Below are 26994 nucleotides of genomic sequence, written 5' to 3' on the forward strand. Positions count from 1 at the left end.
TGCTTGGTTAGCGCCTAGTCCTCACCCGTACACAAACTCCCCGCCATCCAGATTCGTCTTCGGGATCTCGTCCTTTTCGGTCCAGTAATCCTGGCTGTGCTGCCATTCCGGCTTGTCGCCGCGCTTGGGCAGCAGGTCCATGTTGCGCATCATGTAGCCGGGATTGAAGTTTTCCGGATCGATCCAGGGCAGGATCGGCATGTTGTGGTCTTCGGCGCGTAACTTGACCTCGACCTTCTTCTTGCCTTTGGCCTTCATGTGACCGAGCAGGCGGCAGACGAAGTCAGCGACGAGATCGACGCGCAGCGTCCAGCTGGCGCGGAAATAGCCGAAGACCCAGACCATGTTCGGCACGCCCGTGAACATCATGCCGCGATAGGTGACGGTGTCGCCGAAAGCGAGCGGCTTGCCGTCGACCTCGAAGGCGATGTCGCCGAGCGCCGCGAGATTGAAGCCGGTTGCGGTGACGATGACGTCGGCCTCAAGCAGCTTGCCGGATTTGAGCTGGATGCCGTTCTCAACGAAGAACTCGATCTCGTCGGTGACGACGGACGCCTTGCCGCTGGCGATGCCCTTGAACAGATCGGCATCGGGCACGAAGGCGATGCGCTGCCGCCACGGCCGGTAGCTCGGCGTGAAATGCGTGTCGACATCGTACTCCGGACCGAGCACTGCGCTGATCTGCCCGATCAGCTCCTTTTTCACCTGCTCGGGTTTTGACAAGCAAAGCTTGGTGAACGCGTCCTGCTCGAACAGGATCTTGCGGCGAACGATCTCGTGGATCCAGGCCTCGTCGACCTGCAGCCGGCGCAGCTCCTCCGCGATCTCGATGGCGTTGCGGCCGAGACGGAAATAGGTCGGCGAACGCTGCAGCATCGTGACATGCGCGCATTTGTCGGCAATGTTCGGCACCAGCGTCGCCGCCGTCGCGCCGGAGCCGATCACGACGACTTTCTTGTTCGCGAGGTCGATATCATCAGGCCAGGTCTGCGGATGAACGATGCGGCCCTTGAAGCGATCGGTACCTTTCCATTCCGGCGTATAGCCTTCCGAATGGCGGTAATAGCCCTGGCACAGCCAGAGGAAGTTCGCAGTGAATGTTTTCGCTTCGCCGGTGTCGGTCGTCACCGCCTCGATAGTCCAGAGGTTTTGCTCGCTCGACCAGCTCGCCGAATTGATCTTGTGCTTGTAGCGGATATGCCGCGCGATATCGTTTTCGTCGATCACCTCGTTCATGTAGGCGAGGATTTCCTCGGCGGTCGCGATCGGCGGCCCGACCCAGGGCTTGAAGCTATAACCGAAGGTGTGGAGATCGCTGTCGGAGCGGATGCCGGGATAGCGATGCGTGGTCCACGTGCCGCCGAACGTCGCCTGCGTTTCCAGGATGACGAAGCTCGCACCCGGAAGCTGCTTGGTCATGTGATAGGCGCTGCCGATGCCCGAGATGCCGGCGCCGACGATCAGCACGTCGAAATGTTCAGAAGCCTGTTTGGCCGTGGCGTGACTGCGAACAGCGACATTCATTGTTGCTTCTATGCCTTGCTTGTTTTTGTGGCCGCCCTTGGTTGGGCGGCGCGTTTCCTCCGCGACGGACATGGTCGCCCATCGCGCTTCCGCTTCAAGATGACATAGATCGGGTCGCGGTCAAATCACAGCGCCGCACCCCAGCTCCGCGCGGTCTGCAAGATCCAGTCGCGATAGAGCGTGAGCGGCGTAACACCGGTCAGCCCGCCGCAGCCGGCGGCTCCGTTCGGCCCCGTGGACCAGCTGATGACGCCGACGAGCACGGATCCGGTCGGCTTGTCCTCGAACACGGGACCGCCGGAATCGCCGGTGCAGGCGCCAATTCCGTCGCGAACACCGTTGGTTACGGGGTCGACCAGCCGGATCTGGAGCGTGCCGGGCTGACCCGTCGCGACGAGGCCGGCAACACGCGTCGCGCCGCCACTCTTGCCCTCGCCACGCACGGTGACGCCGATACCGGCGACGACGAAGCGGCTGCCGACTTGGATCGGAATATTCGGCGCGCCGACGGGCACCGTCGATTTTCCCTTGAGTGGAATTTCCAGCTGCAGCAGCGCCACGTCGGCGGTAGCGCGATGCGCTTGCATTGCCTGCATGTTGAAATTCGGATGGATCGCGACGGTGCGGACATTCAGCAGTTGCGGCTGCCCGTCGGTGCCGCGATCGACGATCTTGTAGTCCGCGCCGGGTTGCACGCAGTGGGCGACGGTAAGCACCAGCTTTGGCGCAACGAGGGTGCCGGTACAGAAATTGCCGCGCGAGCCGACGATCGTGACGACGGCGCGCGCGACGCCATCGGCCTGGGGCGTGCCGCCACCAACGATGGCATAAGCGGGCGTGGCGAGCGGCAGCGCGATCGCAATGAGGGTTACGAGCTTCTTCATGGGAACACGCTTTGGTGTTGGCGTCGGTGACAGCATTAGGATGGCTTCGGACTGGCCCTTGCCGATAGCGCATGCTAGCGCTCTTGGAAAGGAATTGACGAGGGCGGGATCTTGACGATCGAGGCTGTGATCTTTGATTTTGGTGGCGTGCTGACGAGTTCGCCGTTTGAAGCGTTCACGCGGTTCGAGACAGAGCGTGGCCTGCCCATCGACATCATCCGGCGCACCAATGCCGCCAATCATCTGGAAAATGCCTGGGCCAAGTTCGAGCGCGCCGAGGTCGATATCGACACGTTCGACAGACTGTTCGCGACGGAATCGCTGGCGCTCGGCGCGGAGGTGCGCGGCCGCGACGTGCTGCCGCTGCTTCAGGGCGATCTGCGCCCCGAGATGGTCGAAGCGTTGAAGCGCATCAAGGCGCAATTCAAGACCGGCTGCATTACCAACAATCTGCCGGCCAATGCGATCGGCAGCATGACCGGGCGCTCACTCTATGTCGCCGAGGTGATGGTGCTGTTCGACCATGTCATCGAGTCCGCCAAAATCGGCCTGCGCAAGCCCGACCCGCGCATCTATCAGCTGATGGTCGAAACGCTGAAGGTCGATCCGAAGAATTGCGTCTATCTCGACGATCTCGGCGTCAATCTGAAGCCGGCACGCGAGATGGGCATGACGACGATCAAGGTCACCAGCGGCGCCCAGGCGATCGCCGGGCTCGAGGCCGCGACGGGATTGAAGCTGAGCTAGAGCGTCATTCTCCGTCATTGCGAGCTATCGCCGAGCCAGAACTACTCCGCCGCAGCTGCGATCCGCTCCGGAAACGCCGCGGCAAGTGAGGCGCGATCGGGCTTCAGCACGCCGCGCTCGGTGATGAGGCCGGTGATGAGCCGTGCCGGGGTCACGTCGAAGGCATAGTTCGCGACCGGCGAGCCCTCCGGCACGATGCGCACGGTCTCAAGCCTTCCGTCCGCGGTGCGGCCGGTCATGTCGGTGACTTCCGTGCCGCTGCGCTGCTCGATCGGGATGTCGCGGATGCCGTCATCAACGGCGAAATCGATCGTCGGCGACGGCAGCGCGACATAGAACGGCACATTATTGTCGTGAGCGGCGAGCGCCTTCAAATATGTGCCGATCTTGTTGCAGACATCGCCATTGGCGGCAACGCGATCGGTGCCGACGATGGCGAGATCGACCATGCCGTGCTGCATCAGATGCCCGCCGGTGTTGTCCGGAATCACCGTATGCGCCACGCCGTGATGGCCAAGCTCCCAGGCCGTGAGCGAGGCGCCCTGGTTGCGCGGCCGCGTCTCGTCGACCCAGACGTGGATCTTGATGCCGCGCTCGTGCGCCAGATAGATCGGCGCCGTCGCCGTGCCCCAGTCGACGGTCGCAAGCCAGCCGGCATTGCAATGGGTCAGCACATTGACGGTCTCGCCCGGCTTCTTCCTTGCGACGATCGCCTCGATGAGTTTCAGGCCGTTGCCGGCGATGCCGCGGTTGATCTCGACGTCCTGCTCGACGATCTCGTCGGCGCGCGCATAGGCGGCCTCCGCGCGCTCCAGTGCATCGATCGGCGCGAGGCTCGCGCGCATCTCGTCCAGGGCCCATTTCAGATTGATCGCGGTCGGCCGCGCCACCACGAGCGTGTCGTAGGCGCGCTTCAGGCCGGCGTCGGAAGCGTCCTCGCGCATCGCCAGCGCCATGCCGTAAGCTGCGGTCGCGCCGATCAGTGGCGCACCGCGCACCAGCATGTCGCGGATGGCGAGGGCCGCGTCCTCGCATGAGGTCAGCTTCGCAACGATGAACTCATGCGGCAGCCGGCGCTGGTCGATCGCTCCGACCGACCAGCCGTCGCGCTCACGCCAGATGCTGCGGAAATGCTTGCCGTCGACCTTCATGGGATTCTGCCTTTCGTATCACGTTCGCAGGATGCGCCCGGCCACCGCGTCGAGCTTCTTCAAGAGCTCGGGATCGCGCGCCTCGGGCGCGGTGATCAGCGCGGTATCGAGCGCGCGGTCCGAGCCGATCGGGCACGGCTCATGCTCGCGCGGGAAGTCTTTCGCCAGCCGCGCCACCAGCGCTTTTGCCTTGTCGGCGTTCGAGCTCAGAACGCGGATGATGTCCTGCACGGTGACGGCGTCGTGATCAGGATGCCAGCAATCGAAATCCGTCACCATCGCGACGGTGGCGTAGCAAAGCTCCGCCTCACGCGCGAGTTTCGCCTCGGGCATGTTGGTCATGCCGATTACGGAATAGCCAAGCGTCTTGTAGGTCATGCTTTCCGCATAGGTCGAGAATTGCGGTCCCTCCATGCAGACATAGGTGCCGCCGCGCGCAAACGCGATGCCCTCGGCTTCGGCCGCCGTGGCAAGGTGGATGCGCAGCCGCGGCGAGACCGGGTGCGCCATCGACACATGCGCGACGCATCCCCTCCCGAAGAACGAGCTCTCGCGTTTGTGGGTACGATCGACGAACTGGTCGACGAGAACGAAGGTTCCCGGCGGCAGTTCCTCCCTGAACGAGCCGCAGGCCGACAGCGAGATCAGGTCTGTGACCCCTGCGCGCTTGAGGACGTCGATATTGGCGCGATAATTGATGTCGGAGGGCGACAGCCGGTGGCCCTTGTCGTGGCGCGGCAGGAACACGATCGGCAGGCCGGCAATCGAGCCGCGCCGCAGGGGTGCCGACGGTTCACCCCAGGGACTCCTGATCACCTCTTCGCGAGCGTCCTCCAGCCCCGGCAGATCGTAGATGCCGGAGCCGCCGATGATGCCCAATACCGCCTGCGTCATGCCTGCTCCACCCCGTTCGCGCCATCGCGATTCCGTGGAGAAGCTATGCCAGTTTTACGTCGGTTTTGGAACGGGTGATGGGGTCAAGAGGTGCCGTCAGGAGAACGCGCGCCAGCACTCCCGGCTATGCCGCGGCCGCCGACCGCAGCTGGGTCGCGACCATGCGCTCCAGCGTCTCGACGGACTGGAAGTTCTCCGGTGTGATCTCGACCTGGGGAATCGTGAAGTCGAATTCGGCTTCGACGCCGAGCATCAGATTGACCATGTCCATCGAGGTCAGGCCGACGTCGACGAGCTTGGCCTGCGGCGTGACCTCAGCGGAGAGCGAGTTCTGCGCGAGGATGCCCTTCACCAGCTTGATGATGCGATTGCGCAACTCGGTATCGAAAGCCTGCATCGGTAAATTCCCATCTGTCGACAAAGGTCGGACCGGTTGCCGGCTACGATGGGCACGGCGGGCCGATCCCGCAATGGACGCCACCATTACTTCGCGTTTCTTAGTAAACGATGACTCAGATTGTTGGATTTCCGGCTTCTTACAGATCCCTAACGCGATCGCGGAAATCCGGACGAGGCAAACAACCCGAACTTAACTGTTCGTTCGGAATTGGGCTTTGTTTACCCTCTATTTCATCGACGAATTTGAATTAAATCCGTAGCCTCATCTCATAAGCAAAGATGGTCGAAGGAATCGCTCAAGCGGCATCGCGAATGATGCCGGCGATCCTGAACGGCAAACCGGAGGCGGACGATATGAACGTGCGTGAAGCAGTCCTCACTGTCGACGAGACGCAGACGAGCTTTCTCGAGCATGGTCCCTCTCTCATTGAGCGCGCCGCCCGCACCGCCACCGTGGCGGCTGCCGACGCAGACGGGGTCGATCGCGATGCCCGCTTCCCCCACAAGGCTTTCGAGGTTGCGCGTGAGCAGAAGCTGCTCGGCGTCATGATCCCGGCCGAGTTCGGCGGCTTCGGTGCCTCGATCCACGACGCCACCGACGTCTGCTACACGCTCGGACGCGCCTGCGCCTCCACGGCGATGATCTACGCCATGCACACCACGAAGGTCGCCTGCGTCGTCAGGCACGGCCACGGCATCCCCTGGATGGAAACCATGATGCGCCGGGTCGCACGCGACCAGTGGCTGCTCGCCTCCTCCACCACCGAAGGTCAGAACGGCGGCAACATCCGCGCTAGCGCCGCCGCCGTCGACGTCGCCGGCGACACTGTCTCGCTGCTGCGCGACGCCACCGTGATCTCCTACGGTGCCGAGGCCGACGGCCTCGTGACCATCGCCCGCCGCGCCACAGACGCTTCTGCGTCCGACCAGGTGCTGTTGGCGCTCGCCAGGGACGATTATTCGCTGAAGCGGACGCTGGGCTGGGAAACGCTCGGCATGCGCGGCACCTGCTCGACCGGTTTCGAGCTGAAGGTCGACTGCCCCACCGACCGCGTCTTCCCGGAATCCTACGACAAGATCCACGCCCAGACCATGACGCCGTTCGCGCATCTGTGCTGGTCCTCGGCCTGGGCTGGTATCGCTGCAGCCGCCGTTACCCGTGCGCAGGCCTTCGTCCGCAAGGCGGCCCGCACCTCGGGCGGACAGATGCCTCCGGCAGCCGCACATTTCACCGCCGCCAAGATGTCGCTGGCCAAGCTGCGGGCGCTGATATCGGCCAATATCGACGCCTTTGCTCTCGCCGAGCACGATGAACGCGCGCTCGGCTCGCTCGACTTCCAGTCTTCGATCACGCTTCTGAAGGTGCAGGCCTCGGAGCTCGCGGTCGAGACCGTGATGCATGCGATGCGCACCGCAGGCCTTTCCGGCTACCGCAATGACGGCGAGTTCACGATGGGCCGCCACCTGCGCGACGTGCTGTCGTCGCCGATCATGATCAACAACGACCGCATTCTGGCCAATGCCGCAACATCGACCCTGATGAGCGGCGTGCCGACAAGCCTTCGGGACTGACGAGCTTTCGAGACCGACGTGCCTTCGTTCAATAAGAATAATTTCAGATAGCAGGAAGCCGACAATGAACATTGCTGTTCTCCCCAACTCGCCTGAGACCGCGCCGCAGATCGCGGATCCGCTCGATCATCTCGCCGATAAGCTCTTTCATCCGATGGGCTCGGACGGCGTCTACGCCCGCACCGCGCTTTATGAGGGCATCGTCGAGCGGCTCGCCGCGCTGATCACGAGCCATCGCGAGGCCGGCACTGAGGTGATGCGCTTCCCGCCGGTGATGAGCCGATCTCAGCTTGAGAAGTCCGGCTACCTGAAGAGCTTTCCGAACCTGCTCGGCTGCGTCTGCAGCCTGCACGGCACCGAGCGCGAGATCAACGCCGCGGTAAGCCGCTTCGACGCCGGCGGTGACTGGACCAGCTCGCTCTCGCCGGCAGACCTCGTGCTGTCGCCGGCGGCCTGCTATCCCGTCTATCCGATCGCGGCGAGCCGCGGCCAGTTGCCGAAGGGTGGCCTGCGCTTCGACGTCGCCGCCGACTGCTTCCGCCGTGAACCGTCAAAACATCTCGACCGGCTGCAATCGTTCCGGATGCGGGAATATGTCTGCATCGGAAGCCCCGATGACGTGGCCGATTTCCGCGAGCGCTGGATGGTGCGCGCGCAGGCGATTGCGACCGATCTCGGTCTCACCTTCCGCGTCGACTATGCCAGCGATCCGTTCTTCGGCCGCGTCGGTCAGATGAAGGCCGTGAGCCAGAAGCAGCAGCAGCTCAAGTTCGAACTGCTGATCCCGCTGCGCTCGGAAGAGCAGCCGACCGCCTGCATGAGCTTCAATTATCACCGCGAGCATTTCGGCACGACGTGGGACATCAAGGACGCCAATGGCGAGCCGGCCCACACCGGCTGCGTCGCTTTCGGCATGGACCGGCTGGCGGTCGCCATGTTCCACACCCACGGCACCGACCCTTCCGCCTGGCCCGCCAAGGTGCGGGAGATCATGGGCCTGCAGCCGCAGATCGCGGCCGATGCCCACGGCGAAGGCTGGCGCTAACGGAACGAGGCCGGTCATTTCCACGGGAAAGACGAGCGTGATCCACACCAAGGTCCGATGCCGCGAGATCACCGAGTCCGACGTCGATGCGGTCGCGGACTTGCTGACGCGCGGCTTCGTCGGGCGCTCGCGCGGCTATTGGATCCAAGGCCTGCGCCGGCAAGCCTTCCGACCGGTACCGGATGGCTACCCGCGCTTCGGCTACATGCTCGACAATGACGGCACGCCGGTCGGCGTGCTGCTGCTGATCTACACGGCGCGGAGGGACGGCGATGAGACCGCCATCCAGTGCAATTTGTCGAGCTGGTACGTCGATCCGGCCTACCGCAACTACGCCCCGCTCCTGACCAAGATCGCGCAGCGGCACAAGGACGTCACCTATCTCAACATCAGCCCGGCGCCGTGGACCTGGCCGATTATCGAGACGCAGGGCTTTCGCGCCTATTGCAGGGGTATATTCTTCTCCGTGCCTGCGCTGGCGCGCGTCCCACGCTGGAGCAAGATCGAGGTCATCTCGCAGCACGCCAAAACGATCGACGGGCTTTCCGATGCCGAGACCGAGCTCTTGACGCGGCATGCGCGCTACAATTGCCTCAGCCTCGTCTGCCGCACGCCGAAGGGAGCGTTCCCCTTCATCCTGCAACCGGTGCGCATCCGCCGTGGCATCATTGCGCCGCCCGCGATGAAGCTGATCTACTGCCGCAACGCGGCCGAGTACACCGAATGCGCGGGCCGCATCGGCCGGCTGCTGCTGCGGCTCGGCAAGATCGCGGTCGCCGTCGATTCCAACGGCTCCGTTCCCGGCCTCGTCGGCATCTACACCGAGCGTCGCGGCCGCAAATATTTCAAGGGCCCGCACCGGCCGCAGCTCGCCGATCTCACGGATACGGAACTCGTGCTGTACGGGCCGTAGGCCCGTTTGGACCAGACATTCGATGTCCATCCGGGCCTAAGGCGCAATTGCGCAGGCCGACCGGCGCGACGCTACCTTGCACCCCCCTCCACATTGGCAGCATCTCTGCATCACGGTCACCCTCCGTAAACTACGGCGCTTAAGGGAATTTTCCCGCCTGTTCGCTAGCCTCGGCGGCTGAATTGCCCTGCGTTAAGTCTATTGCCCGCCGAGACCCCGCCGCCCCATGACGTCGATCCGCGACAACGAGCTTGATGCACGCCGCGAGCAGGGCCCGAAGGCCCTGGTCGGGCTGAGCCAGCTTGCACTCGACCACATGGAACAGGGTGTCTGCGTCTACGATGCCGGCAACCGGATCGTGCTGGTCAATCAGCGCTATCTCAGCCTGTTCAACATGTCGGCCGAAATCGTGCGGGTCGGCACGAGCTACCGCGACGTGCTCGCCCACAGTGTGGCCCTCGGCAACATCCCCGCGGGGGAAGTCGACGCACTCTATGCCGCGCGCCTGGCGCGGATCGCAGCCGGCCAGCCGTTCCGGACTCAACAGACACTCGCGAGCGGCCTCGTCATGGCGCTCGAGCTGAAGCCGCTTCCCGGCGGCGGCTGGATGACGATCTGCGACGACGTCAGCCGCCTCGCCCGGCTCGAGGCGGAGCTGCGCGTGCAGACCGAGCGCAGCCAGCACGCGCTCGCCAACATGGCGCACGGCTTGATCATGTACGATGCCGACAGCCGCGTCGTCGTCTGCAACGAACGTTTCCTGAATCTCTATAACCTCGACCCGGAAATCGTGAAGCCGGGCGTCTCGCATTGTACGGTCATCGAGCATTGGATGTCGCGCGGCAACCTGCCGGGCATGCCGGGCGAGGAATTCCACGACACCAGGCTGGAGGACGTGCGCACCAGGAAGGAGAAAACCCTGCTGGTGATGCGCTATGACGGAAGGATGGTGCAGGTGGTTTCCCGTTTTCTGCCCGACGGCGGCTGGGTGACGGTGCACGAAGACGTCACCGAGCGGCTGCAATACGAGGAGATGCTGAGGCACCAGAACTTCATGCTCGATGCGGCGTTGGAGAACATGGCGCACGGACTCGCCTTCTACGACAGCGAGATGCGCCTGCGCGTCTGCAACACCACCTACCGGAAGATCTATCGGCTCTCGCCGGAGGAAGCCAAGCCGGGCACGCATCTCGGCGAACTGATCGAACGCTCGATGGCAAACGGCGCGTTCTCTTCCGAGTATAGCCCGCGACACCTCCTGGAGGCCGCCAGCGCAAGGATCGCCGACCGCAACTCCTCGCCGATACGCCGACGGATGTCGAACGGCACCACGATCTCGGTGCGCTATTGCGCCCTGGCCGAGGGTGGTTTTGTGGCCACCTACGAGGACATCACCGAGCGCGAGCACGCAGTCGAGCAGTTGAGCGAGCAGTATCGGCGGTTCGACGCGGCCCTGAACAACATGAGCCAGGGCCTGTGCATGCTCGATTCGAGCTTGCGCGTCATGGTCTGCAATCGGCGCTACATCGAGATGTACGGACTGTCGCCCGAATTGGTGAAGCCGGGTGTGTCGATGCGCGAGATCATGGAGCACAGCTGCGAGCTCGGCATCCATCCAAACACCACCGCCGCGCGGCTCTATGCCGACTATGTCGAGAGGCTGCGCGAGGGCGAGCACACACTGCACCGCTATTTGGGCGACGGCCGCATCATCAAGCTCAATCACAAGCGAATGGAGCATGGCGGCTGGGTCGTCACCTATGAGGACGTTACCGAGCGCCACAAGGCCCAGGCCCGCGTTGCGCATATGGCGCGGCACGATTCGCTCACCGACCTGCCCAACCGCACGCTGTTCCGCGAGAAGATGGGCGAGGGGCTGAACCAGGTCGCAATCGCAGGTGGCGCGATGGCCGTGCTGTGCTTCGACCTCGATAATTTCAAGACCGTCAACGACCGCCTCGGACACGCGGCCGGCGACCGGCTGTTGCGCTGGGTCGCGGCGCGGCTGCAGGAGAATGTCGGCGAGCACGACACCGTCGCGCGGCTCGGTGGCGACGAGTTCGCGGTTCTCCAGCGCGGACCGCAGCCGCAATCGGCGGAAAGGCTCGCACGCCGCCTGGTGGAGATCATCGGTCACCCGCCGCCGCTGGAGAACCAGTCGATCCATGTCGGCGTCTCCGTCGGCATCGCAATCGCTCCCGATCACGGGCTCGATGCCGACGAGCTGATGAAATGCGCCGACCTCGCGCTGTACCAGGCCAAGGCCAAGGGGCGCGGCGCCTATCAGCTGTTCGAGCCCAAAATGGAGGAAGAGGCGCGCAGCCGGCACGCGCTCGAGCACGATCTGCGCGGCGCGCTGGAGGCCCGTGAATTCCACCTGGCGTTCCAACCGCAGGTGCGGCTCGACACCACCGAACTTACCGGCTTCGAGGCGCTGCTGCGCTGGAAACATCCCTCGCGCGGCCTCGTCCCGCCGGCCGAATTCATTCCGATTGCGGAAGAGAACGGGCTGATCGTTCCGATCGGAGAGTGGGTGCTGCGCACAGCCTGCGCGACCGCCGCGACCTGGCCCGATCTCACGGTCGCGGTGAACCTGTCCCCGGTGCAATTCCGCTCGCGCGGGCTGGTGACGATGGTGACGAGCGCGCTTGCGGAGGCCGGCTTGCCGCCGCATCGGCTCGAGCTCGAGGTCACCGAGACGGCTCTGCTCGACGACAGCGAGGCCACGATCGAGATCCTGCACCAGCTCCGCGCGTTGGGAGTGCGCGTCAGCCTCGACGATTTCGGCGTCGGTTATTCTTCGCTGAGCTATTTGCGCAAGTTTCCGTTCGACCGCATCAAGATCGACCGCTCCTTTGTCGGCACGCTCGGCGAAAGTCCGGAGAGTGTGGCGATCGTCCGCACCATCGCCAGCCTCGGCTCGGTGCTCGGCGTCGAGACCACGGCGGAAGGCGTGGAGACGATTGAACAACTCGACTTCGTTCGCGAATGCGGCTGCACCGCCGTTCAGGGATATTATTTCGGCAAGCCCTGCCCGGCCGCGGAAGTCGGACGCATGATCGAGACGCTGAGCGCAGTCCGCCGCGTGGCGTAAGGGCTCAGCCGAAGCCAATTCCGTATCTCGGTACGCCTCCAAACGACCAATTGTCGCACGTGCGCTTTTCGGCGAGATCACCGTATCGCGCCCGCGCAATGCGCTTTTCTTCTCCCATGATTTCGGGGACAATCCCGTCATAACAATGAGAAACGGCGGCCCGAACGAGGCCACCGCGAGGGAGGAGTTTCGATGTCTCGATACGGGCTGAAGACCTTTGCCATTGCCGCCATGCATGCCGTCGTGAGCGCGCTGCTCGCAACCGCCGCGGGTGCACAGGATTATCCCATCAAACCGGTAACGCTGATCGTTCCATGGCCGGCCGGCGGATCGACCGACATCTCGATGCGCGCGATCGCCGACAGCGCGTCCAAGGTCCTGGGGCAGCCCATCGTGATCGACAACAAAGCCGGTGGCGGCGGCACGGTTGGACCAGCCACCATGGCCGCGGCTGCGAAGCCGGACGGCTACACCATCTCACAGCTTCCGATCACCGTCTTCCGCCTGCCCCTGATGCAGGAGGTCTCGTGGGATCCGGCAAAGGATTTTACCTACATCATACATCTCACCGGCTACACCTTTGGCGTAACCACCAGCGCGGAGTCGCAATTCAAGTCCTGGAAAGACGTGGTCGAGTTCGCGAAGGCAAATCCGGGCAAGGTGACCTACGCGACGCCCGGCACCGGCACCTCGCTTCATATCGGCATGGAGCAGATCGCCGCGATGTCCGGCATCAAGCTCACGCAGGTGCCGTTCAAGGGCGGGGCAGAGACCAACGCCGCGGTACTCGGCCAGCACACCATGCTGCAGGCCGACTCCACAGGTTGGCGACCCTTGGTCGACGCCGGAAAGCTGAAGCTTCTCATGGTGTGGACCGGCGCGCGATCACCGAACTATCCTGACGTGCCGACGCTGAAGGAACTCGGCTATCCCATGGTCTATGATTCCCCGTTCGGCATCGCCGGCCCCAAGGGCATGGATCCCAAGATCGTCGCCAAGCTGCACGACGCCTTCAAGAAGGCAGTCGAGGATCCCGCAGTGATTGCCACGCTCGCCAAATACGACATGGTGCCGAGCTACAAGAATACCGAGGACTACAAGAAGTTCGTCGTCGAGGTTACGGAATCGGAGCGCAAGGTGATCGATACGCTCGGGCTTGCGAAGAAGTAGTATTGAGCCACTTTCGTGTTCCGGGCGTGGTGCAGCGCTTCTCCAGCGCTGCACCACAGAGCCGGGATCTACCTTTGCCACGCATCTATCGATCCCGGATCTGCAGCGCACCGCTTCGCGCCGCATAGCGTCCCGGCACGGCCGAGAGGTATTGATGAACGACCAAACCACCGTCAAACTCCGCCTCAACAACTCCGAACTCTGGGGTGGGTTGATCGGGCTCGCACTCGGCGGCTTCGTGATCTGGCAAGGCTTAAAGCTCAAGCTCGGCACCATCAACGACCCTGGCTCCGGCTACGTGCTTTTCTACACGGGCATCCTGATGTGCGTGTTCGCGGCCAGCATTATCATCTCGGCCATCACCGAGGGCGGACCAACGCTGGCTTCGCGCTGGCAGAACGTGAGCTGGAGCAAGCCGTTACTCGTCATCGTCTGCCTTACCGCGTTTTCCTTTGCCCTTGAGCCGCTGGGATTCCTGCTGTCATCGATCCCGCTCATGCTGCTTTTGTTGCGCTTGATCGATCCCTTGCGGTGGACATTGGCGATGCCGATCGCCGCTCTGGCACCGCTCGGCATGTGGTGGATGCTCAAGCGACTGCTGCTGATCCAGTTACCCTCCGGCCTATTCGGGATCGGCTGATCGCATGGATACGCTTCTCAACGTCGCGCATGGGTTTGGCGTCGCTCTCCTGCCGATCAACCTGCTCTACTGCTTCATCGGCGTCTTCATCGGCACGCTGGTCGGCGTGCTGCCGGGCATCGGGCCGATCTCGGCGATGTCTCTGTTGCTTCCGGTGACACTGTCAGGAACGCCGGAATCCGGCATCATCATGATGGCGGGAATCTATTACGGCTCGATGTATGGCGGCTCGACGACCTCAATCCTGGTCAACATTCCCGGCGAGGCGGCTTCCGTCGTGACCTGTATTGACGGCCACCAGATGGCGAAGCAGGGTCGTGCCGGCCCCGCGCTGGGCATCTCAGCCTTCGGCTCGTTCATCGCCGGCACATTTTCACTCGTTGCACTGATGCTGGTGGCGCCTCGGCTCGCCAACATCGCCATCGCGTTCGGCCCTGCCGAATATTTCAGCCTGATGGTGCTCGGCCTCGTCGTGCTCACCTTCCTCACGCAGGGATCGATGCCGAAAGCGCTTCTGATGGCATGTATCGGCGTCGTGCTCGGACTGATCGGGCTCGACAGCATCACCGCGCAGCCGCGGCTGACATTCGGCCGCATGGAGCTGATCGACGGCATAGGACTGGTCCCCGTCGTGATGGGCCTGTTCGGCGTCGCCGAGGTGCTGCTCAATACCGAGCAGGTGATCAAACGCGACATCATCAACGCCAAAATCACGCAGCTGCTGCCCAACAAGGCCGATTGGCAGGCGAGCGCCGGCCCGGTGGCGCGCGGCACGTTACTTGGCTTGCTGCTCGGCATTCTCCCGGGCGGCGGCGCGGTGGTGGCCTCGTTCGCGTCCTATGCGCTGGAGAAGCGGCTGTCGAAGACGCCGGAGCGCTTCGGCCATGGCGCAATCGAGGGCGTAGCGGGTCCCGAATCCGCCAACAACGCGGCGGCCGGCGGCGCGTTCATTCCGCTGATGACCTTGGGCATCCCGCCGAATGTGGTGATGGCACTGCTGCTCGGCGCCTTCGTCATCCACGGCCTGCAACCGGGGCCGCTACTGATCACGCAAAACCCCGGCCTGTTCTGGGGCATCGTCGCCAGCATGTATATCGGCAACGTCATGCTGCTGATCCTCAATCTGCCGCTGATCGGCATGTGGGTGCAGCTGCTCAAGTTGCCCTACAACATCCTGTTCCCGCTGATTATCCTGTTCACGATCCTGGGCGTTTACTGCTCGAGCAACAATGTGTTCGACGTCTACGTGATGATCGCGTTCGGGATCATCGGCTATTTCATGCGCAAGCTCGGCTTCGAGCCCGCGCCGCTGGTGCTGGCGTTCGTGCTGGGACCGATGATGGAGAACAATCTGCGCAAGTCGCTGATCCTGTCGCAGGGCGACCTCTGGACCTTCGTGCAGCGGCCGATCTCGGCAGCGTGTCTTGCGCTCGCGCTGGTGCTGCTGATGGCGCCGCTATTACCCGCGCTGCGTAAGAAGCGCGAGCTCGTGGCGCTGGATGAGGGCGCGTGAGGGATTGGCAGGTGTCTCAGCCTGCCGCGGGCAGCACGTTATCCGGCGGCGCGCCCCAGGGGCGGTCGGCTGAGGCGAGCCCGATCAGGCGGCCCTGGATGTAGTCGCAGCCCCAGTCGCGCAGCATGTTCGCAGCTTCTTCGTCCTGCACCCATTCGGCCACCGTCTTGATGTCGAGGCGGCGGGCGAGGTCGATCAGGGTCTGCACGAAGGCGCGGTCGTCGGCGGAACGGGTGATGTTCTGCACGAAGGCACCGTCGATCTTCACGATGTCCACGCCCAGCTTGCGCAGATTGCGGAACGAGGTGTAGCCGGCGCCGAAATCGTCGATGGCGATGCGGCTGCCGAAATTCTTCAGCCGGGTGACGAAGCCGCGCACATCGTCGATGTCCTGGATCGCGACGGTTTCGGTGATCTCGACGATCAGCCGCTCGGCAACGCCGGGATGGGCACGCATCAGCGATTCGATTCCCGCCCACCAATCCGGATCCATGGTGGTGTCGGGCGAGATGTTGAGGCTGAGGCAGATGTCCGGCGCGGCCGCGAGCTCGGCGACCACGAGCTCGAGCACCCGGTGATCGACCAGGCGGATCAGGCCGAGGCGTTCCGCAACCGGCACGATGTCGGGCGCGAGCAGCACCTGGCCGTCGCCCTGGTCCATCCGCACCAGGCATTCGTGAAAGGCGCAGTCGCGCGAAAGGGCGGCAACTACCGGCTCATAGGCAAGCTTGATGCGGCGCTCATTCAGTGCGGTGACGATCTCGTCGGTGACGCGGATGTTGACGCGGCGCTGGGCGTCGCGCGCGGCATCCGGGCGCCAGGCTGCGAACGAGCCGACGCGGCGTTGTTTCGCGGTGTCCAGGGTCTCGTGGGCGCGATTGACGGCTTCATCGGCGTTGCGGGCATAGCGCGGCACGCTGACCGCGCCGATCGAGGCGGTGACCGACACCGGTCCGGATTTGGTCGGCACCACCTCGTCGCGAATGCCGGCGAGGAAACGTTCGGCAGCCACGTTCATGTCATCGACGGTGCAGTTCTTCAGGATCAGGCCGAACTTGTTGCCGGAGAAGCGGCCGAGCACGTCGCCGCCGCGCAAGCGCGCGCGAATGCGCGTGGCGACGTCGAGGATCACGGCGTCGGCAACGTCGAAGCCGAAGGCCTCGTTGACACGCGCGAGATGATCGATGCCGACCAGCATGAAGGCCGCGGTCGAGCGGAAACGGGTCGTCTCCTCGATGGCCTCGGCCAGCGCGGCGATCAGATGCGAGCGATTGAGCTCGCCGGTCAGCGGATCGAGCCGGGCCAGCTTCGTCAGTTCCTCGTCGCGGGCATGGCGTTCATTGTTGATGCGGACGGAGCCGATCGCACGCACCGGGCGACCGTCGGGGCCGGCGAACCAGCGGCCGGTCTCCTCGATCCAGACCATGGGATCGGCGGCGCTCATGCGCACGCCGTACTCGACCCGGTAGGGCGTGCCGTCGGCGCCATGCACGGCTGAGGTCTGCGCCAGCGCGGCGGTCCGCATTGATTGCGCGGGCTCGATCAGCCTGGCGAATTCGGCACCGGTGGCCAGCCGTTCGGCGGGAATTCCGGGAAAGATGGCGCTGACCTGCTCACCCCAGACGATGGCATCGCTGGCGATGTCCCAGGCGAACACGGCCTGGCCGAGGGCAGCCAGGATGTCGGAGGCTTGCGGCAATGCGGGGGTCAAAATCGCCTCGTTTCGGGACAGCGGGGAGTCCTGAGCCGGCACAGGATAAAGCCAGATTCGCCATTGACCCTAGGCAAAGTTGATAAACAATTTGGAAACCACGTTTCCTCGCTCGCAGGAACCGAAGCGGCTCACCCGGCATAGGCCTTGCGAGTACATGACACGCACCGGCGCCAGCGTCTCGAAACGCGACAATCTAGGCCGGTCAACGGTGATTGCGATGTTGAGTACTGGTCAACTGGACGTGGCGGACAACGGCACAGGCTCGGCCCTGGTGCCGCTGATGCCAGTTTTGCAGTGGGTCCACAAGGCCCCGCTGCCACGCCCCGATCCCAGCTTCGTCGCCCAGCTCATCGCCAATGCCGAGCATCTGCCCCAGGCGAGCCGGCTCCGCCGCGCTTCTTCCGAGGATGCGCAGGTCGCCTATGGCAGCAAGCGCCCGCTTCCGAGCGTTAGCGCGCGCACGCGGCAGGTGGCTTGAATCAGCGCGGCGCGTCGGGAGACGGCTGGGTGCCGTTGCCCGGCTGCAAATGAGGCGAGGGAATTTCCGGCGAGGGCGCACTCACAGGCTTCGGCGCCGGGTGATCCATCAGCACGGATTCGGTGACCGATTGTGCCGTGGGCGCGGGCGGCTCCGCCGGAGCTGGTCGCGGAGCGGACACTGGCTCGAACTTGGGCTCGAACTCATCCGCCGGCGTCTCGGCCTGGCGCTTGGTCTTGCGGGGCGCCGGCACCGTCGTTTCGGCGACATAAGCGACGCGGCGGCGGGTGCGCTGGGCGATGCCGCCGAGGAAATCGGCCATCGCGAGCAGCACCAGAAGGAAATAGGTGGAGTTGCCGAATTTCGGCCACATCACGAATTCGGCCGCAGCCGCGCCGAACACGATCAGCGACAGCAGATGATCCATCAGGAATTTCGAGCCGGGCCGCGCGCCCTTGACCACTTCGAGCAGCAGCAGCACGATACCTAGCGCGAGCATCACGTCGGCGAGCGTGACCGGCCAGGCCTCGCCCGTGATCATCGGCACTTTGAACAGCACGTCCGCAAAGGACACGCTCGGCATCAGGAATGCGATGATGTTGTAGACCGCGAGCGGGATCAGGAGCAGCGGGAAACCGACCATCGGCGAAATGCCTTCTCGATCAAGATATCCAGACAGGACAATGCGGCGGCGATGCATTCGCTCCGCCGCCGTCACTGTCATATCTCATGGGTGGGCCGAAATCAGGCAGGCCCGATCGTCCTGCCCACAGAAAGGTCCCGAACTCAGGACTCTTTCTTCTTCAGGACCTGACGGCCCTTGTACATGCCGGTCTTGAGGTCGAGATGGTGCGGACGACGCAGTTCGCCGGAATCCTTGTCTTCCACATAGGTCGGCTTCTTGATGGCGTCTGCCGAGCGGCGCATGCCACGACGGGACGGCGAGGTTTTTCTTCTCGGAACGGCCATTTCAATATCCTCTAGGGATTGGTGTTTTGGGGCATCGTCCGCGAGGGGACGGCTCAGCACCCGCAAACCGAGGCGAGCTGAATGCCGGTCAAGGCCGGGCTTATAGAGGAAGGCCTGCCTTAAATCTAGGGCTCTGGGCCGGAAAATGCGCCCGAAAAGGACCGGAAATCAGCGATTCTCCCGCCAGCAGGTCGAAAGTGAACTCGCCTGCGCTCGCGCCACATAGGTCCCGGCCAGCCGCCGGACACCCGGTCCCGGCGTCCTGGCGCTGCGTTTGACCGGATTCGGCAGGATAGAGGCTAGAAGCGCGGCCTCCCGGGGGGAGAGGTTCGCCGCCGACTTGCCGAAGGCATAGGCGCTGGCGGCCTCGGCCCCAAACTGGCTCTGCGGGCCGAGCTCGGCGATGTTGAGGTAAATCTCCAGGATCCGTGCCTTGGGCAGGACGAGATCGATCCACAGCGCCAACGGGAATTCCAGCGCCTTCCGGACGAAGTCCCGCCCCTGCCAGAGGAACAGGTTTTTCGCCACCTGCTGGGTGATGGTGGAAGCGCCCCGGAACGGGGTGCCGTCCTCCTTCGCATCGTCGATCGCCTCACGCAGCGCACCCCAGTCGATGCCGTGATGCTTGCAAAAATGGGCGTCCTCGGCCGCCACCACCGAGCGTGGCAGCGAGGGCGACATCGCCGCCAGATCGATCCATTCCCGCTGCATCGGCGCACCCCGCAGCGAGCGCCAGATCATCAGCGTCGAAACGGGATGGCCGGCACGGTAGAACGGCGCGACGACATAGGGCGCGAGAGCCGCGACCGCGAGCACCAGGAGAAGGGTTTTGACGACGCGCAAATCAACCTTTCCGGCGCAGAACGAAACGCGGCCACGGGCCCGGCATTAAGTCTGTGATAATTCGGGCCTTTTCCAGCACTTTTTAGGCCTTCCAAACGATTGACTGAGGCGGGCGCATAAAGGATTGTCCCGCCGAATTTTAGTTCTGGAGCCCTTCTTGATGACCGGCACGTCCCCGTCCGATTTCGCCAAACGTCTGGACAAGACCGCTGATGACACCGAGGCCCTGCTCGGGCGCCTGCTGTCGGACGACATCCTGCCCGATGAGATCGCCCGGCCCAAGCGACTGATGGACGCAATGCGCTATTCGAGCCTCAACGGCGGCAAGCGCCTCCGGCCCTTCCTGGTGGTCGAGAGCGCGGCCGTGTTCGGCGTGTCCCGCGAAGCCGCGCTGCTCGTCGGTGCGGCGCTCGAATGCATCCACTGCTATTCGCTGATCCATGACGATCTGCCGGCGATGGACAATTCGGACCTGCGCCGCGGCCGCCCAACCCTGCACAAGAAGACCGACGACGCGACCGCGATCCTCGCCGGCGACGGCCTCCTGACACTCGCCTTCGACATCATCACCCGCGACGAGATTCATCGCGACGCCAATGTGAGGCTTTTGCTGACCCGCGCACTCGCGCGCTGCGCCGGCATCGGCGGCATGGTCGGCGGCCAGATCCTCGACCTCGCCGGCGAAGGCCGCTTTGGCGGCAACGAGCCGATCGACGTCGCCCGCATTCAGCAGATGAAGACCGGCGCGCTGCTGCGCTACGGCTGCATCGCCGGCGCGATCCTCGGCCAGGCCTCGCAAAAGGAATATCAGGCGCTCGACGATTACGGCCGCGCGCTCGGCGAAGCCTTCCAGATCGCCGACGACCTGCTCGACGTCGAAGGCGATGCCGCCGCGCTCGGCAAGCCTGCCGGCGCTGATGCAGCGCTCGGCAAGACCACCTTCGTCACCCAGCTCGGCATCGAAGGCGCCAAGCAGCGCGTGCGCGATCTGCTCGCGCGCGCCGACAGCGCCGTGTCGATCTTCGGCGAACGGGCCGCCGTGCTGCAAGCGGCTGCGCGGTTCGTGGCCGAACGGAAGAGCTGATAGCGCGATGGCGGGCGGCAGCAAGGAAGACCCCGCCCTCGCCCGCTTTCGCAAGATGTCGCGGCCGATGCGGCTGATTTATGCGCGTCCGCGGACGTTCATGTCGCTTGCCGTTGGTATTCTCGTCTGCCTGCTCATCCCGGGTTCGCACCGGCTGGTCACGCGGCTTGTGTTCGGCTGGGATGCGTTGATCGCCGTTTATCTGGTGCTGGTCTACGCGATGATGCTGTGCAACGACCACCAGCACATCCGCCGCGCCGCAGCGATGCAGGACGACGGTCGCTTCGTGATCCTGCTGGTGACGGCGATCGGCGCCTTCGCCAGCATCGCCGCGATCGTCTCCGAGCTTGGAACGCCGCATCGCGGCGGCCTGGAGCTGAGCATCGCAATCACCACCATCGTATTGTCATGGGCCGCCGTGCACACAATCTTCGCTCTGCATTACGCGCATGATTATTACCGGCACGCCACGCCGGGCGGCCTTCAGTTTCCCAGCGGCGACAAGGAAGACCACGCAGATTACTGGGACTTCGTCTATTTCTCGTTCGTGATCGGCATGACCGCGCAGGTCTCCGATGTCGGCATCTCCGACAAGACCATCCGCCGCACCGCCACCGCGCACGGCATCGTCTCATTCATCTACAACACGGCCTTGCTGGCGCTGACGGTCAACATCGCGGCGAGCGCGATCTCGACCTGAACTCATTTCCGCAATCCTAGTTACAGACCTCGGCATTGCCATCGTTGCCCGGGCCGCCGCCGCCGCGATATTCGAGATGGCAGCCGCGGTTGACCGCACGACAGCCACTGTTGTTGCAGAATAGCTGTCCGCCACTCGAGCGGCGGCTGGCGCCAGCGGCAGCAGCGATGCCCGCAGCGCCACCAAAGCCGCCGGCCGCTCCGGCAGCCTCACCGCCGGCCTGACGACGCTGCCGTGCGGGACGCTCGTCGCCGTCGTCCCGCTTGGCGGTCGCAGGCTTGGCGGTCGCAGGCTTGGCGGCACGCTGCTTCTCGCACTCGTTGTCGTCGTTGAGCGCATAGCCATCACGGCAGACGATCTTGGTGCATTTGTCGCCGTCGGTCTTGAAGCCGTGCTCGCAAACCAGCGGACAGACGCGCGACTGTTTCGACTTGACCGTGTCGAGTGCATCGGTGCTCGCCACCTTCACGTCGAGCTTGGTGCCGGCATAACGGTTGAACTGCGATAACGACCGCTGCGCGGATGTCGTCCAGTTGCCGTCGGCGGCGCCGGAGAAGCAGCCGACGCGGCCGAGCTCGGTCTGTACCGAGCGGCTGAGATCGGCCGGCGCGATGGCCGGCGTCAGCGAGGCGACGTTGGTGCCGGCAGGGCCCGCCGTGCTGGCGGGCGCTGCACTCGGCGCCGCGGCGGCGAGATTGACGCGCTGCTGCTCGGCAGCGGCCGCCTGCTGCTGCGCCTGCTCCTTGGCCTTTTGCGCCGCAAGCTGTATCTGCTCGGCGGCCTCCGCATCGGCGGCTGCCTTGGCCTGCGTATCCTTCTGCGCGCCAAGTGCGGCAAGACGATCGCGCTCGGCCTCGGCCTGTTTCGCCTTCTCGGTGGCCGCCGCATGAGCCTGCTCGGCGCCGATTTTCTCGAGTTGCAGCTTGGCAAGGCTCGCATAGAAGCCGTCGGGATGCTGGGCGAGAAAGGCCTCCCACGCCGGCCGGTTGCCGACCTGGAGCGCGAGCTCGTAATCGCGGCGGATGTCGGCCTGAGGGTTGGGCGCAGCGGCAGCCGCAGCGGTCACCTTGACCGGCACCAGCGGCACGTCCTCGCCGCCGAGCGAGCCATAGACGAACGGCTCCTGCTTATTACCTGTCGACTTGAGCACGTCGTCGCGCACGAAGCCGAAGGCACGGCGGACGTCTAGGCCGGGCCTCGTCAGATGCTTCGACAGCGCCACCGTAAAGGGGCTGTTCGCACCGTCGCCATCCTGCGCCGTGAAACCGGCCTTGGCCGAATAGGCGATCAGCGTGTTCGAGCTGGTCGGCTCGACCTGGGCGAGGCCGCGGCCGACGCCGCGCGAGGCGATCGTGCGCTTCATGGTCTTGCCGAACGGATTGTCACGGCAGGCATCCAGGATCACCAGGCGAAGCTGCTTAGCCGGTTCGACCGCGACCAGGACGCGGTCGAGGGAGAGCGCCTCGTCAAAGACGTCGGTGTCACGCTCCAGCTTGGCGTCGACAGGGATCAGATAGTTCGAGCCTTCGACCTCGAGGCCGTGGCCGGCATAATAGACCACGGCGATATCGGCATCGCGGGTCCGGTCGGCGAATTCGCGCAGCACACGCCGGGTTTCCTGCGCCGTCAGGTCGTGCCGGGAATCGACGATGTCGAACCCGGCCTCCTTCAGCGTCCGGGCCATCACCGAACCGTCATTGACGGGGTTCGTCAGCGACGGCGCATGCTGATAGGCGGAGTTGGCGATCACGAGCGCGACGCGCTTTCCGGCGAAAGCAGGCCCGGCGCCGAATAGCAGCGCGACGGCGAGGAGGACTGGGCAAAGTCTGAGCAATTTGCGCATGACACGACTTCCGATTTCGGGGCGATTCGCGCCCTTTGGGACGGCTTTAGCAGGGTCCGTCGCGGACGCTTGTAACGGAGGTCACGAAGATGGCGCCGGCGGCAAGCCGAAAGGTCCCCTTGTTCGTCGCGCCAGTCCGGCCGCGGTTCGCCGCCAAACAGGTGCGCAGCAGGTTCCCTCAGACATCCCCGATGTGGCCCCGATATTGCGGCAGATTATCCGTAATCTCGTGCCAGGGCGCCTTCGACCCCACGAAAATGTGGGCGCTCGGTCGGATCGAGGGGGCATCGACCAGGGTTCCCATGGCGACGTGGACCCATTTTCCGTCGCGCACCCGGGAATAAAGCAACGAGCCGCAGCGGGCGCAGTGGGCGTCGTGGGTGGTTTCGTCACCGTAGATGGTGAGCTGGTTCTCGCCTCTGACGATGCGGAGCTTGCCCTGCTCGATGCCGGCGAACGGCTTGAAGGCAGCGCCGGTGGTGCGGCGGCAATTCGAGCAATGGCAGTTCATCGCATAGGAGAACGCGTCCGCTACCTCGTAGCGCACGGCGCGGCAGCAGCATTCGCCGATCAGGAAGGGAGCGTTCGAATTCTCTGATCCGGTCATCACAGCGTCCCAGCAAATGGTACGGACACCATAGCGCATTTTGACGTGTACGACTAAGTTCGCCCTGAGCCATCATTCAAAGGGATGACCCATGAGCCAGAACCGTTCGAGCGTCGAAGCCGTCGTGCAATCTTACTTCGACGGACTTTACGAGGGTGATGCCGAAAAGCTCGGCGCCATCTTCCATCCCTCCGCCGATTTGCGCTGGGTCGAGAAGGGCGAGCTGCAGGTGCTGACCGTGCCGGACTGGCTCGACCGCGTGCGCAAGCGCCCCTCCGGCAAGGCCGAAGGCAAGCCGCGCGAGGATTTCATCGTCACGATTGACCGTTCGGACGACAAGACCGCCTTCATCAAGGTCCGATGCCAACTGCCGCCGCGTTTTTTCACGGACTATCTGGTGGCTATGAAGCTCGCCGATGGCTGGCAGATCGTATCGAAGTCTTACCGGTATGATCTGCGAGAGTGAGGGGCCTAATCTTCCGCTGCCCGAAATCGGGCACACTCCTCCCACATCCTCCGTCATTGCGAGCGCAGCGAAGCTAGCCAGAGTCTTTCCGCGGAGGAAGACCGGATTGCTTCGCTGCGCTCGCAATGACGATGCGGATGGAGTGCATGCCGCATCTCTCCTCCGCCCCCGTCTCGCTCAAAAGGTCCACCATGCTTCTCGACCGCCGTTCGCTGCTCGCCTCGCTGTACTGGATCGCCGCCTCCCCCGCGCTCGCCGCAGACGCGCAGCCTGAGCTCGAAACCTATGAGCGCGAGAGTGGCGGCCGGATCGGGGTCTATGCCGAGAACCTCGCGACCGGCGCAAGGCTCGCCTGGCGCGCCGACGAACGGTTCGTCATGTGCTCGACATTCAAGGCTTCGCTGGCGGCATGCGTCCTGGCGCGGGTCGATCGTGGCGAGGATCAGCTTGCGGCCATGATCCCGTACGGCAAGGCCGACCTGCTGGAGTACGCACCGGTCGCCAAGCAGAACATTGCCGCCGGCGCAATGTCGGTCACCGAGATGTGCAAGGCGATCGTCGAGCTCAGCGACAACACCTGCGCCAATTTATTGCTGGCGCGGATCGGCGGTCCCGCCGCACTCACCGCGTTCTGGCGGTCGCTCGGCGACACCGCCTCGCGGCTCGACCACAACGAGCCCGAGCTCAACCGCTCACCGCCCGGCGATCCCCGCGACACCACGACGCCGGCGGCGATGGCAGGCAATCTGCGCCGGCTGCTCACGGGCGAGGCGCTGTCGGCCACCTCGCGCGCGCAGCTCACGGAGTGGCTAGTGGGCTGCAAGACCGGTGCGAACCGGCTGCGTGGCGGGCTCCCCGCAAGCTGGAAGATCGGCGACAAGACCGGCAACAACGGCAAGGACGCATCCGGCGACATCGCGGTGGCCTGGCCCAAGCCCGATACGAAGCCCGATGCACCGATCCTGATCGCGGCCTATACCCAGGGCGGCACGCCGAGCGCGGCGCAGATCGAAACCGTGTTCGCACGCATCGGCCGCATGGTGGCCGAACGGCTGGCGTAAAGCCGCACGCATTGACGTTGCGACCGCTTCCGGGTGAAGACAGACCATCATGGAAGCGAAATTTCAGACCTTTCTCATCCTGCTCGCCGTGCTGGCGGGCACCGCGCTTGTCGCGCGCCGCTTCAACATCGCGCCCGCCATTCTGCTGATGCTCTCAGGTGTCGGCCTTGCCTTCGTGCCGGGCATGCCAGCGGTCGAACTGCCGCCGGAACTGGTGCTGCTGATGGTGCTGCCGCCGCTGATCTACTCGGCGAGCGTCGCGATGAGCTGGCGCGAGTTCAAAAAGAATCTTCGCCCGATCGTGCTGCTGGCGGTCGGTGCGGTGATCTTCACCGCGGCGTTGGTCGCAACCGCCACGCATTATTTCATCGGCCTGCCCTGGACGATCGGCTTCCTGCTCGGCGCCATCGTCGCGCCGCCCGACGTGGTGGCGCCGCTCGCGATCGCGCGCCGGCTGCATCTGCCGCGCAGGCTGATGGTCATCCTCGAAGGCGAAGGGCTCGCGAATGATGCCACCGCTCTGATCCTCTACCGCTTCGCGCTCGCCGCAATCATGGTCGGGCAATTCTCGCTGCCTCTGGCAGGCGGCGAGTTCTTGCTCATCGTCGCCGGCGAGATCGCCTTCGGCATCGGCGTCGGTTGGCTCTCCCTGCGGTTCCGCAAATGGTCGGGAGACCCGCAGGTCGAGCTGACACTGTCGCTGATCACGCCCTACGTGTCCTACTGGCTGCCCGAGCATCTCGGCGGCTCCGGCGTGATCGCCACCGTCGCCTGTGGCCTCTATGTGAGCTGGAATGGCCCGCTGCTGATCTCGGCATCGACGCGCCTGCAAGGCATCTTCTTCTGGGACCTCGTGATCTATCTGATCGAGGGCTTGCTGTTCCTGCTCACCGGATTCCAGATGCGCGCACTCTACGAGAAATCGAAGGCGTTCCCGCTCGACGACATCATGATTGCGACTGCCGTGGTGCTGGCGGTGGTCGTGATCGCGCGCTTCGCCTGGCTCTATCCCGCGACCTATCTGCCACGAATGCTCAGCAAGTCGCTGCGTGCGCGCGATCCGTCACCACCATGGCAATGGCCGTTCGTGCTTGCGCTCACCGGCGTGCGCGGCGCGGTGTCGCTGGCGGCAGCACTGGCGCTGCCGTTCACGCTGCCGGGCGGCGAGGCCTTCCCGTTTCGCGACCTGATCCTGTTCGTCGCGTTCGGCGTCATCTTCATCACACTGATCGGCGTCGGCCTCACGCTGCCCCCCGTGGTTCGTTGGCTCGGTGTCGCGGAAGCCGGTCGCAACGAGCATGCCGCCGAGCACGAGGCCGAGATCGCGGCACGGCGCCAGGCCCTCGACGCGGCGCTAAAGTCGCTCGACGCGCTGACCGAGGAAAAGGACGTGTCCGACGAGGTGATGCGGCTCCTGCGCGCCCGCCACGAGATCCGGGTCAACCAGCTGCCGGACTCGCTCGATCCCACCCACCACGACGTCTCCGCCGCCGGCACCGCCCTGACCCGCCGTCTGATCGCCACCGAGCGCAAGTTCATCCACGAGCTGCTGCGCGAGGGCCAGATCACCGACGAGACGCGGCGGCGGATCGAGCGCGATCTGGACCTGGAGGAGGCAAGCTTGGCAAACCGGGAGTACCGGGGAGGGCCGCTATAGATTCCCGTCATTGCTAGGGGCGCGAA

General features: G+C 64.4%; 25 protein-coding genes. 14 read left to right on the forward strand and 11 right to left on the reverse strand.

What is annotated here, in order from left to right; genetic code table 11:
• Positions 1–21: 21 nt before the first annotated feature.
• Together IVB13_RS24160 and IVB13_RS24165 are read right to left on the reverse strand one after the other, a co-directional pair.
• On the reverse strand, positions 22–1524 hold the full coding sequence (locus IVB13_RS24160; protein WP_247490752.1) for an NAD(P)/FAD-dependent oxidoreductase: 1503 nt from the start codon (positions 1522–1524) through the stop codon (positions 22–24).
• 125 nt (positions 1525–1649) lie between these two features.
• On the reverse strand, positions 1650–2408 hold the full coding sequence (locus tag IVB13_RS24165) for a trypsin-like serine protease (protein WP_018455937.1): 759 nt from the start codon (positions 2406–2408) through the stop codon (positions 1650–1652).
• 111 nt (positions 2409–2519) lie between these two features.
• On the opposite strand from IVB13_RS24165, the gene IVB13_RS24170 reads away from it, so the two are divergent.
• On the forward strand, positions 2520–3155 hold the full coding sequence (locus IVB13_RS24170) for an HAD-IA family hydrolase (protein ID WP_018455936.1): 636 nt from the start codon (positions 2520–2522) through the stop codon (positions 3153–3155).
• Positions 3156–3196: 41 nt separating this feature from the next.
• Here the strand turns inward: IVB13_RS24170 and mtnA are convergent, their stop codons facing one another.
• The 3 genes from mtnA to IVB13_RS24185 all read right to left on the reverse strand — a co-directional run bounded on the left by mtnA (position 3197) and on the right by IVB13_RS24185 (position 5597).
• The gene (mtnA, locus tag IVB13_RS24175) at positions 3197–4306 is read right to left on the reverse strand and encodes an S-methyl-5-thioribose-1-phosphate isomerase (protein WP_018455935.1); all 1110 of its coding nucleotides are present in this window, start codon (positions 4304–4306) and stop codon (positions 3197–3199) included.
• Between the two features lie 18 nt (positions 4307–4324).
• Entirely contained in the window at positions 4325–5200 is an 876-nt protein-coding gene (locus IVB13_RS24180) for an S-methyl-5'-thioadenosine phosphorylase (RefSeq protein WP_018455934.1), read from the reverse strand.
• A 124-nt stretch (positions 5201–5324) separates the two neighbouring features.
• Positions 5325–5597: a phosphopantetheine-binding protein gene (locus tag IVB13_RS24185; protein WP_018455933.1), complete on the reverse strand. Its 273-nt coding sequence runs from the start codon at positions 5595–5597 to the stop codon at positions 5325–5327.
• 356 nt (positions 5598–5953) lie between these two features.
• Here IVB13_RS24185 and IVB13_RS24190 point away from each other — a divergent pair, with 356 nt between their 5' ends.
• From IVB13_RS24190 to IVB13_RS24220, 7 genes are all read left to right on the forward strand, one after another.
• Positions 5954–7171, forward strand: coding sequence for an acyl-CoA dehydrogenase family protein (locus IVB13_RS24190; RefSeq protein ID WP_026233057.1), 1218 nt, complete (start codon positions 5954–5956; stop codon positions 7169–7171).
• A gap of 64 nt (positions 7172–7235) precedes the next feature.
• On the forward strand, positions 7236–8216 hold the full coding sequence (locus tag IVB13_RS24195; protein ID WP_018455931.1) for an amino acid--[acyl-carrier-protein] ligase: 981 nt from the start codon (positions 7236–7238) through the stop codon (positions 8214–8216).
• A gap of 37 nt (positions 8217–8253) precedes the next feature.
• Positions 8254–9129, forward strand: a complete 876-nt coding sequence (locus IVB13_RS24200) for a hypothetical protein (protein WP_026233056.1) — start codon at positions 8254–8256, stop codon at positions 9127–9129.
• 226 nt (positions 9130–9355) lie between these two features.
• On the forward strand, positions 9356–12223 hold the full coding sequence (locus tag IVB13_RS24205; protein WP_247490754.1) for a PAS-domain containing protein: 2868 nt from the start codon (positions 9356–9358) through the stop codon (positions 12221–12223).
• 192 nt (positions 12224–12415) lie between these two features.
• Positions 12416–13393: a tripartite tricarboxylate transporter substrate binding protein gene (locus tag IVB13_RS24210; protein ID WP_018455928.1), complete on the forward strand. Its 978-nt coding sequence runs from the start codon at positions 12416–12418 to the stop codon at positions 13391–13393.
• Positions 13394–13547: 154 nt separating this feature from the next.
• A complete protein-coding gene (locus tag IVB13_RS24215) occupies positions 13548–14033 on the forward strand; it encodes a tripartite tricarboxylate transporter TctB family protein (RefSeq protein WP_085349786.1) in 486 nt (161 codons plus the stop codon).
• Between the two features lie 4 nt (positions 14034–14037).
• Positions 14038–15546 carry a tripartite tricarboxylate transporter permease gene (locus tag IVB13_RS24220; protein WP_018455927.1) on the forward strand — a complete coding sequence of 503 codons (1509 nt, stop codon included), beginning with the start codon at positions 14038–14040 and terminating at the stop codon, positions 15544–15546.
• A 16-nt stretch (positions 15547–15562) separates the two neighbouring features.
• Here the strand turns inward: IVB13_RS24220 and IVB13_RS24225 are convergent, their stop codons facing one another.
• Complete coding sequence (locus IVB13_RS24225; RefSeq protein WP_026233055.1) at positions 15563–17257, reverse strand: bifunctional diguanylate cyclase/phosphodiesterase; 1695 nt, start codon at positions 17255–17257, stop codon at positions 15563–15565.
• A 220-nt stretch (positions 17258–17477) separates the two neighbouring features.
• On the opposite strand from IVB13_RS24225, the gene IVB13_RS24230 reads away from it, so the two are divergent.
• Entirely contained in the window at positions 17478–17738 is a 261-nt protein-coding gene (locus tag IVB13_RS24230; RefSeq protein ID WP_026233054.1) for a hypothetical protein, read from the forward strand.
• A 1-nt stretch (position 17739) separates the two neighbouring features.
• Here the strand turns inward: IVB13_RS24230 and IVB13_RS24235 are convergent, their stop codons facing one another.
• From IVB13_RS24235 to mtgA, 3 genes are all read right to left on the reverse strand, one after another.
• The gene (locus IVB13_RS24235; protein WP_247490756.1) at positions 17740–18381 is read right to left on the reverse strand and encodes a hypothetical protein; all 642 of its coding nucleotides are present in this window, start codon (positions 18379–18381) and stop codon (positions 17740–17742) included.
• A 143-nt stretch (positions 18382–18524) separates the two neighbouring features.
• The gene (gene rpmF, locus IVB13_RS24240; RefSeq protein ID WP_007598106.1) at positions 18525–18707 is read right to left on the reverse strand and encodes a 50S ribosomal protein L32; all 183 of its coding nucleotides are present in this window, start codon (positions 18705–18707) and stop codon (positions 18525–18527) included.
• 168 nt (positions 18708–18875) lie between these two features.
• The gene (gene mtgA / locus IVB13_RS24245; RefSeq protein ID WP_018455922.1) at positions 18876–19550 is read right to left on the reverse strand and encodes a monofunctional biosynthetic peptidoglycan transglycosylase; all 675 of its coding nucleotides are present in this window, start codon (positions 19548–19550) and stop codon (positions 18876–18878) included.
• 160 nt (positions 19551–19710) lie between these two features.
• Here mtgA and IVB13_RS24250 point away from each other — a divergent pair, with 160 nt between their 5' ends.
• The gene (locus IVB13_RS24250; RefSeq protein WP_085361935.1) at positions 19711–20634 is read left to right on the forward strand and encodes a polyprenyl synthetase family protein; all 924 of its coding nucleotides are present in this window, start codon (positions 19711–19713) and stop codon (positions 20632–20634) included.
• Positions 20635–20641: 7 nt separating this feature from the next.
• Complete coding sequence (locus IVB13_RS24255; RefSeq protein WP_018455920.1) at positions 20642–21334, forward strand: DUF1345 domain-containing protein; 693 nt, start codon at positions 20642–20644, stop codon at positions 21332–21334.
• Positions 21335–21350: 16 nt separating this feature from the next.
• On the opposite strand, the gene IVB13_RS24260 is transcribed toward IVB13_RS24255, so the two are convergent.
• Together IVB13_RS24260 and IVB13_RS24265 are read right to left on the reverse strand one after the other, a co-directional pair.
• The gene (locus IVB13_RS24260; RefSeq protein WP_247295918.1) at positions 21351–23177 is read right to left on the reverse strand and encodes a caspase family protein; all 1827 of its coding nucleotides are present in this window, start codon (positions 23175–23177) and stop codon (positions 21351–21353) included.
• A gap of 178 nt (positions 23178–23355) precedes the next feature.
• Complete coding sequence (locus tag IVB13_RS24265; RefSeq protein ID WP_018455918.1) at positions 23356–23784, reverse strand: GFA family protein; 429 nt, start codon at positions 23782–23784, stop codon at positions 23356–23358.
• A 91-nt stretch (positions 23785–23875) separates the two neighbouring features.
• On the opposite strand from IVB13_RS24265, the gene IVB13_RS24270 reads away from it, so the two are divergent.
• From IVB13_RS24270 to IVB13_RS24280, 3 genes are all read left to right on the forward strand, one after another.
• Entirely contained in the window at positions 23876–24250 is a 375-nt protein-coding gene (locus IVB13_RS24270) for a nuclear transport factor 2 family protein (protein WP_007598116.1), read from the forward strand.
• Between the two features lie 191 nt (positions 24251–24441).
• Complete coding sequence (bla, locus tag IVB13_RS24275; protein WP_026233052.1) at positions 24442–25311, forward strand: class A beta-lactamase; 870 nt, start codon at positions 24442–24444, stop codon at positions 25309–25311.
• A 49-nt stretch (positions 25312–25360) separates the two neighbouring features.
• Positions 25361–26968 (forward strand): Na+/H+ antiporter, encoded by a 1608-nt coding sequence (locus IVB13_RS24280; protein ID WP_018455916.1) that lies wholly within the window; start codon positions 25361–25363, stop codon positions 26966–26968.
• Positions 26969–26994: the final 26 nt, after the last annotated feature.

It is taken from the genome of Bradyrhizobium sp. 17 (genome assembly GCF_023073515.1).
Taxonomy (GTDB): Bacteria; Pseudomonadota; Alphaproteobacteria; order Rhizobiales; family Xanthobacteraceae; genus Bradyrhizobium; species Bradyrhizobium canariense_D.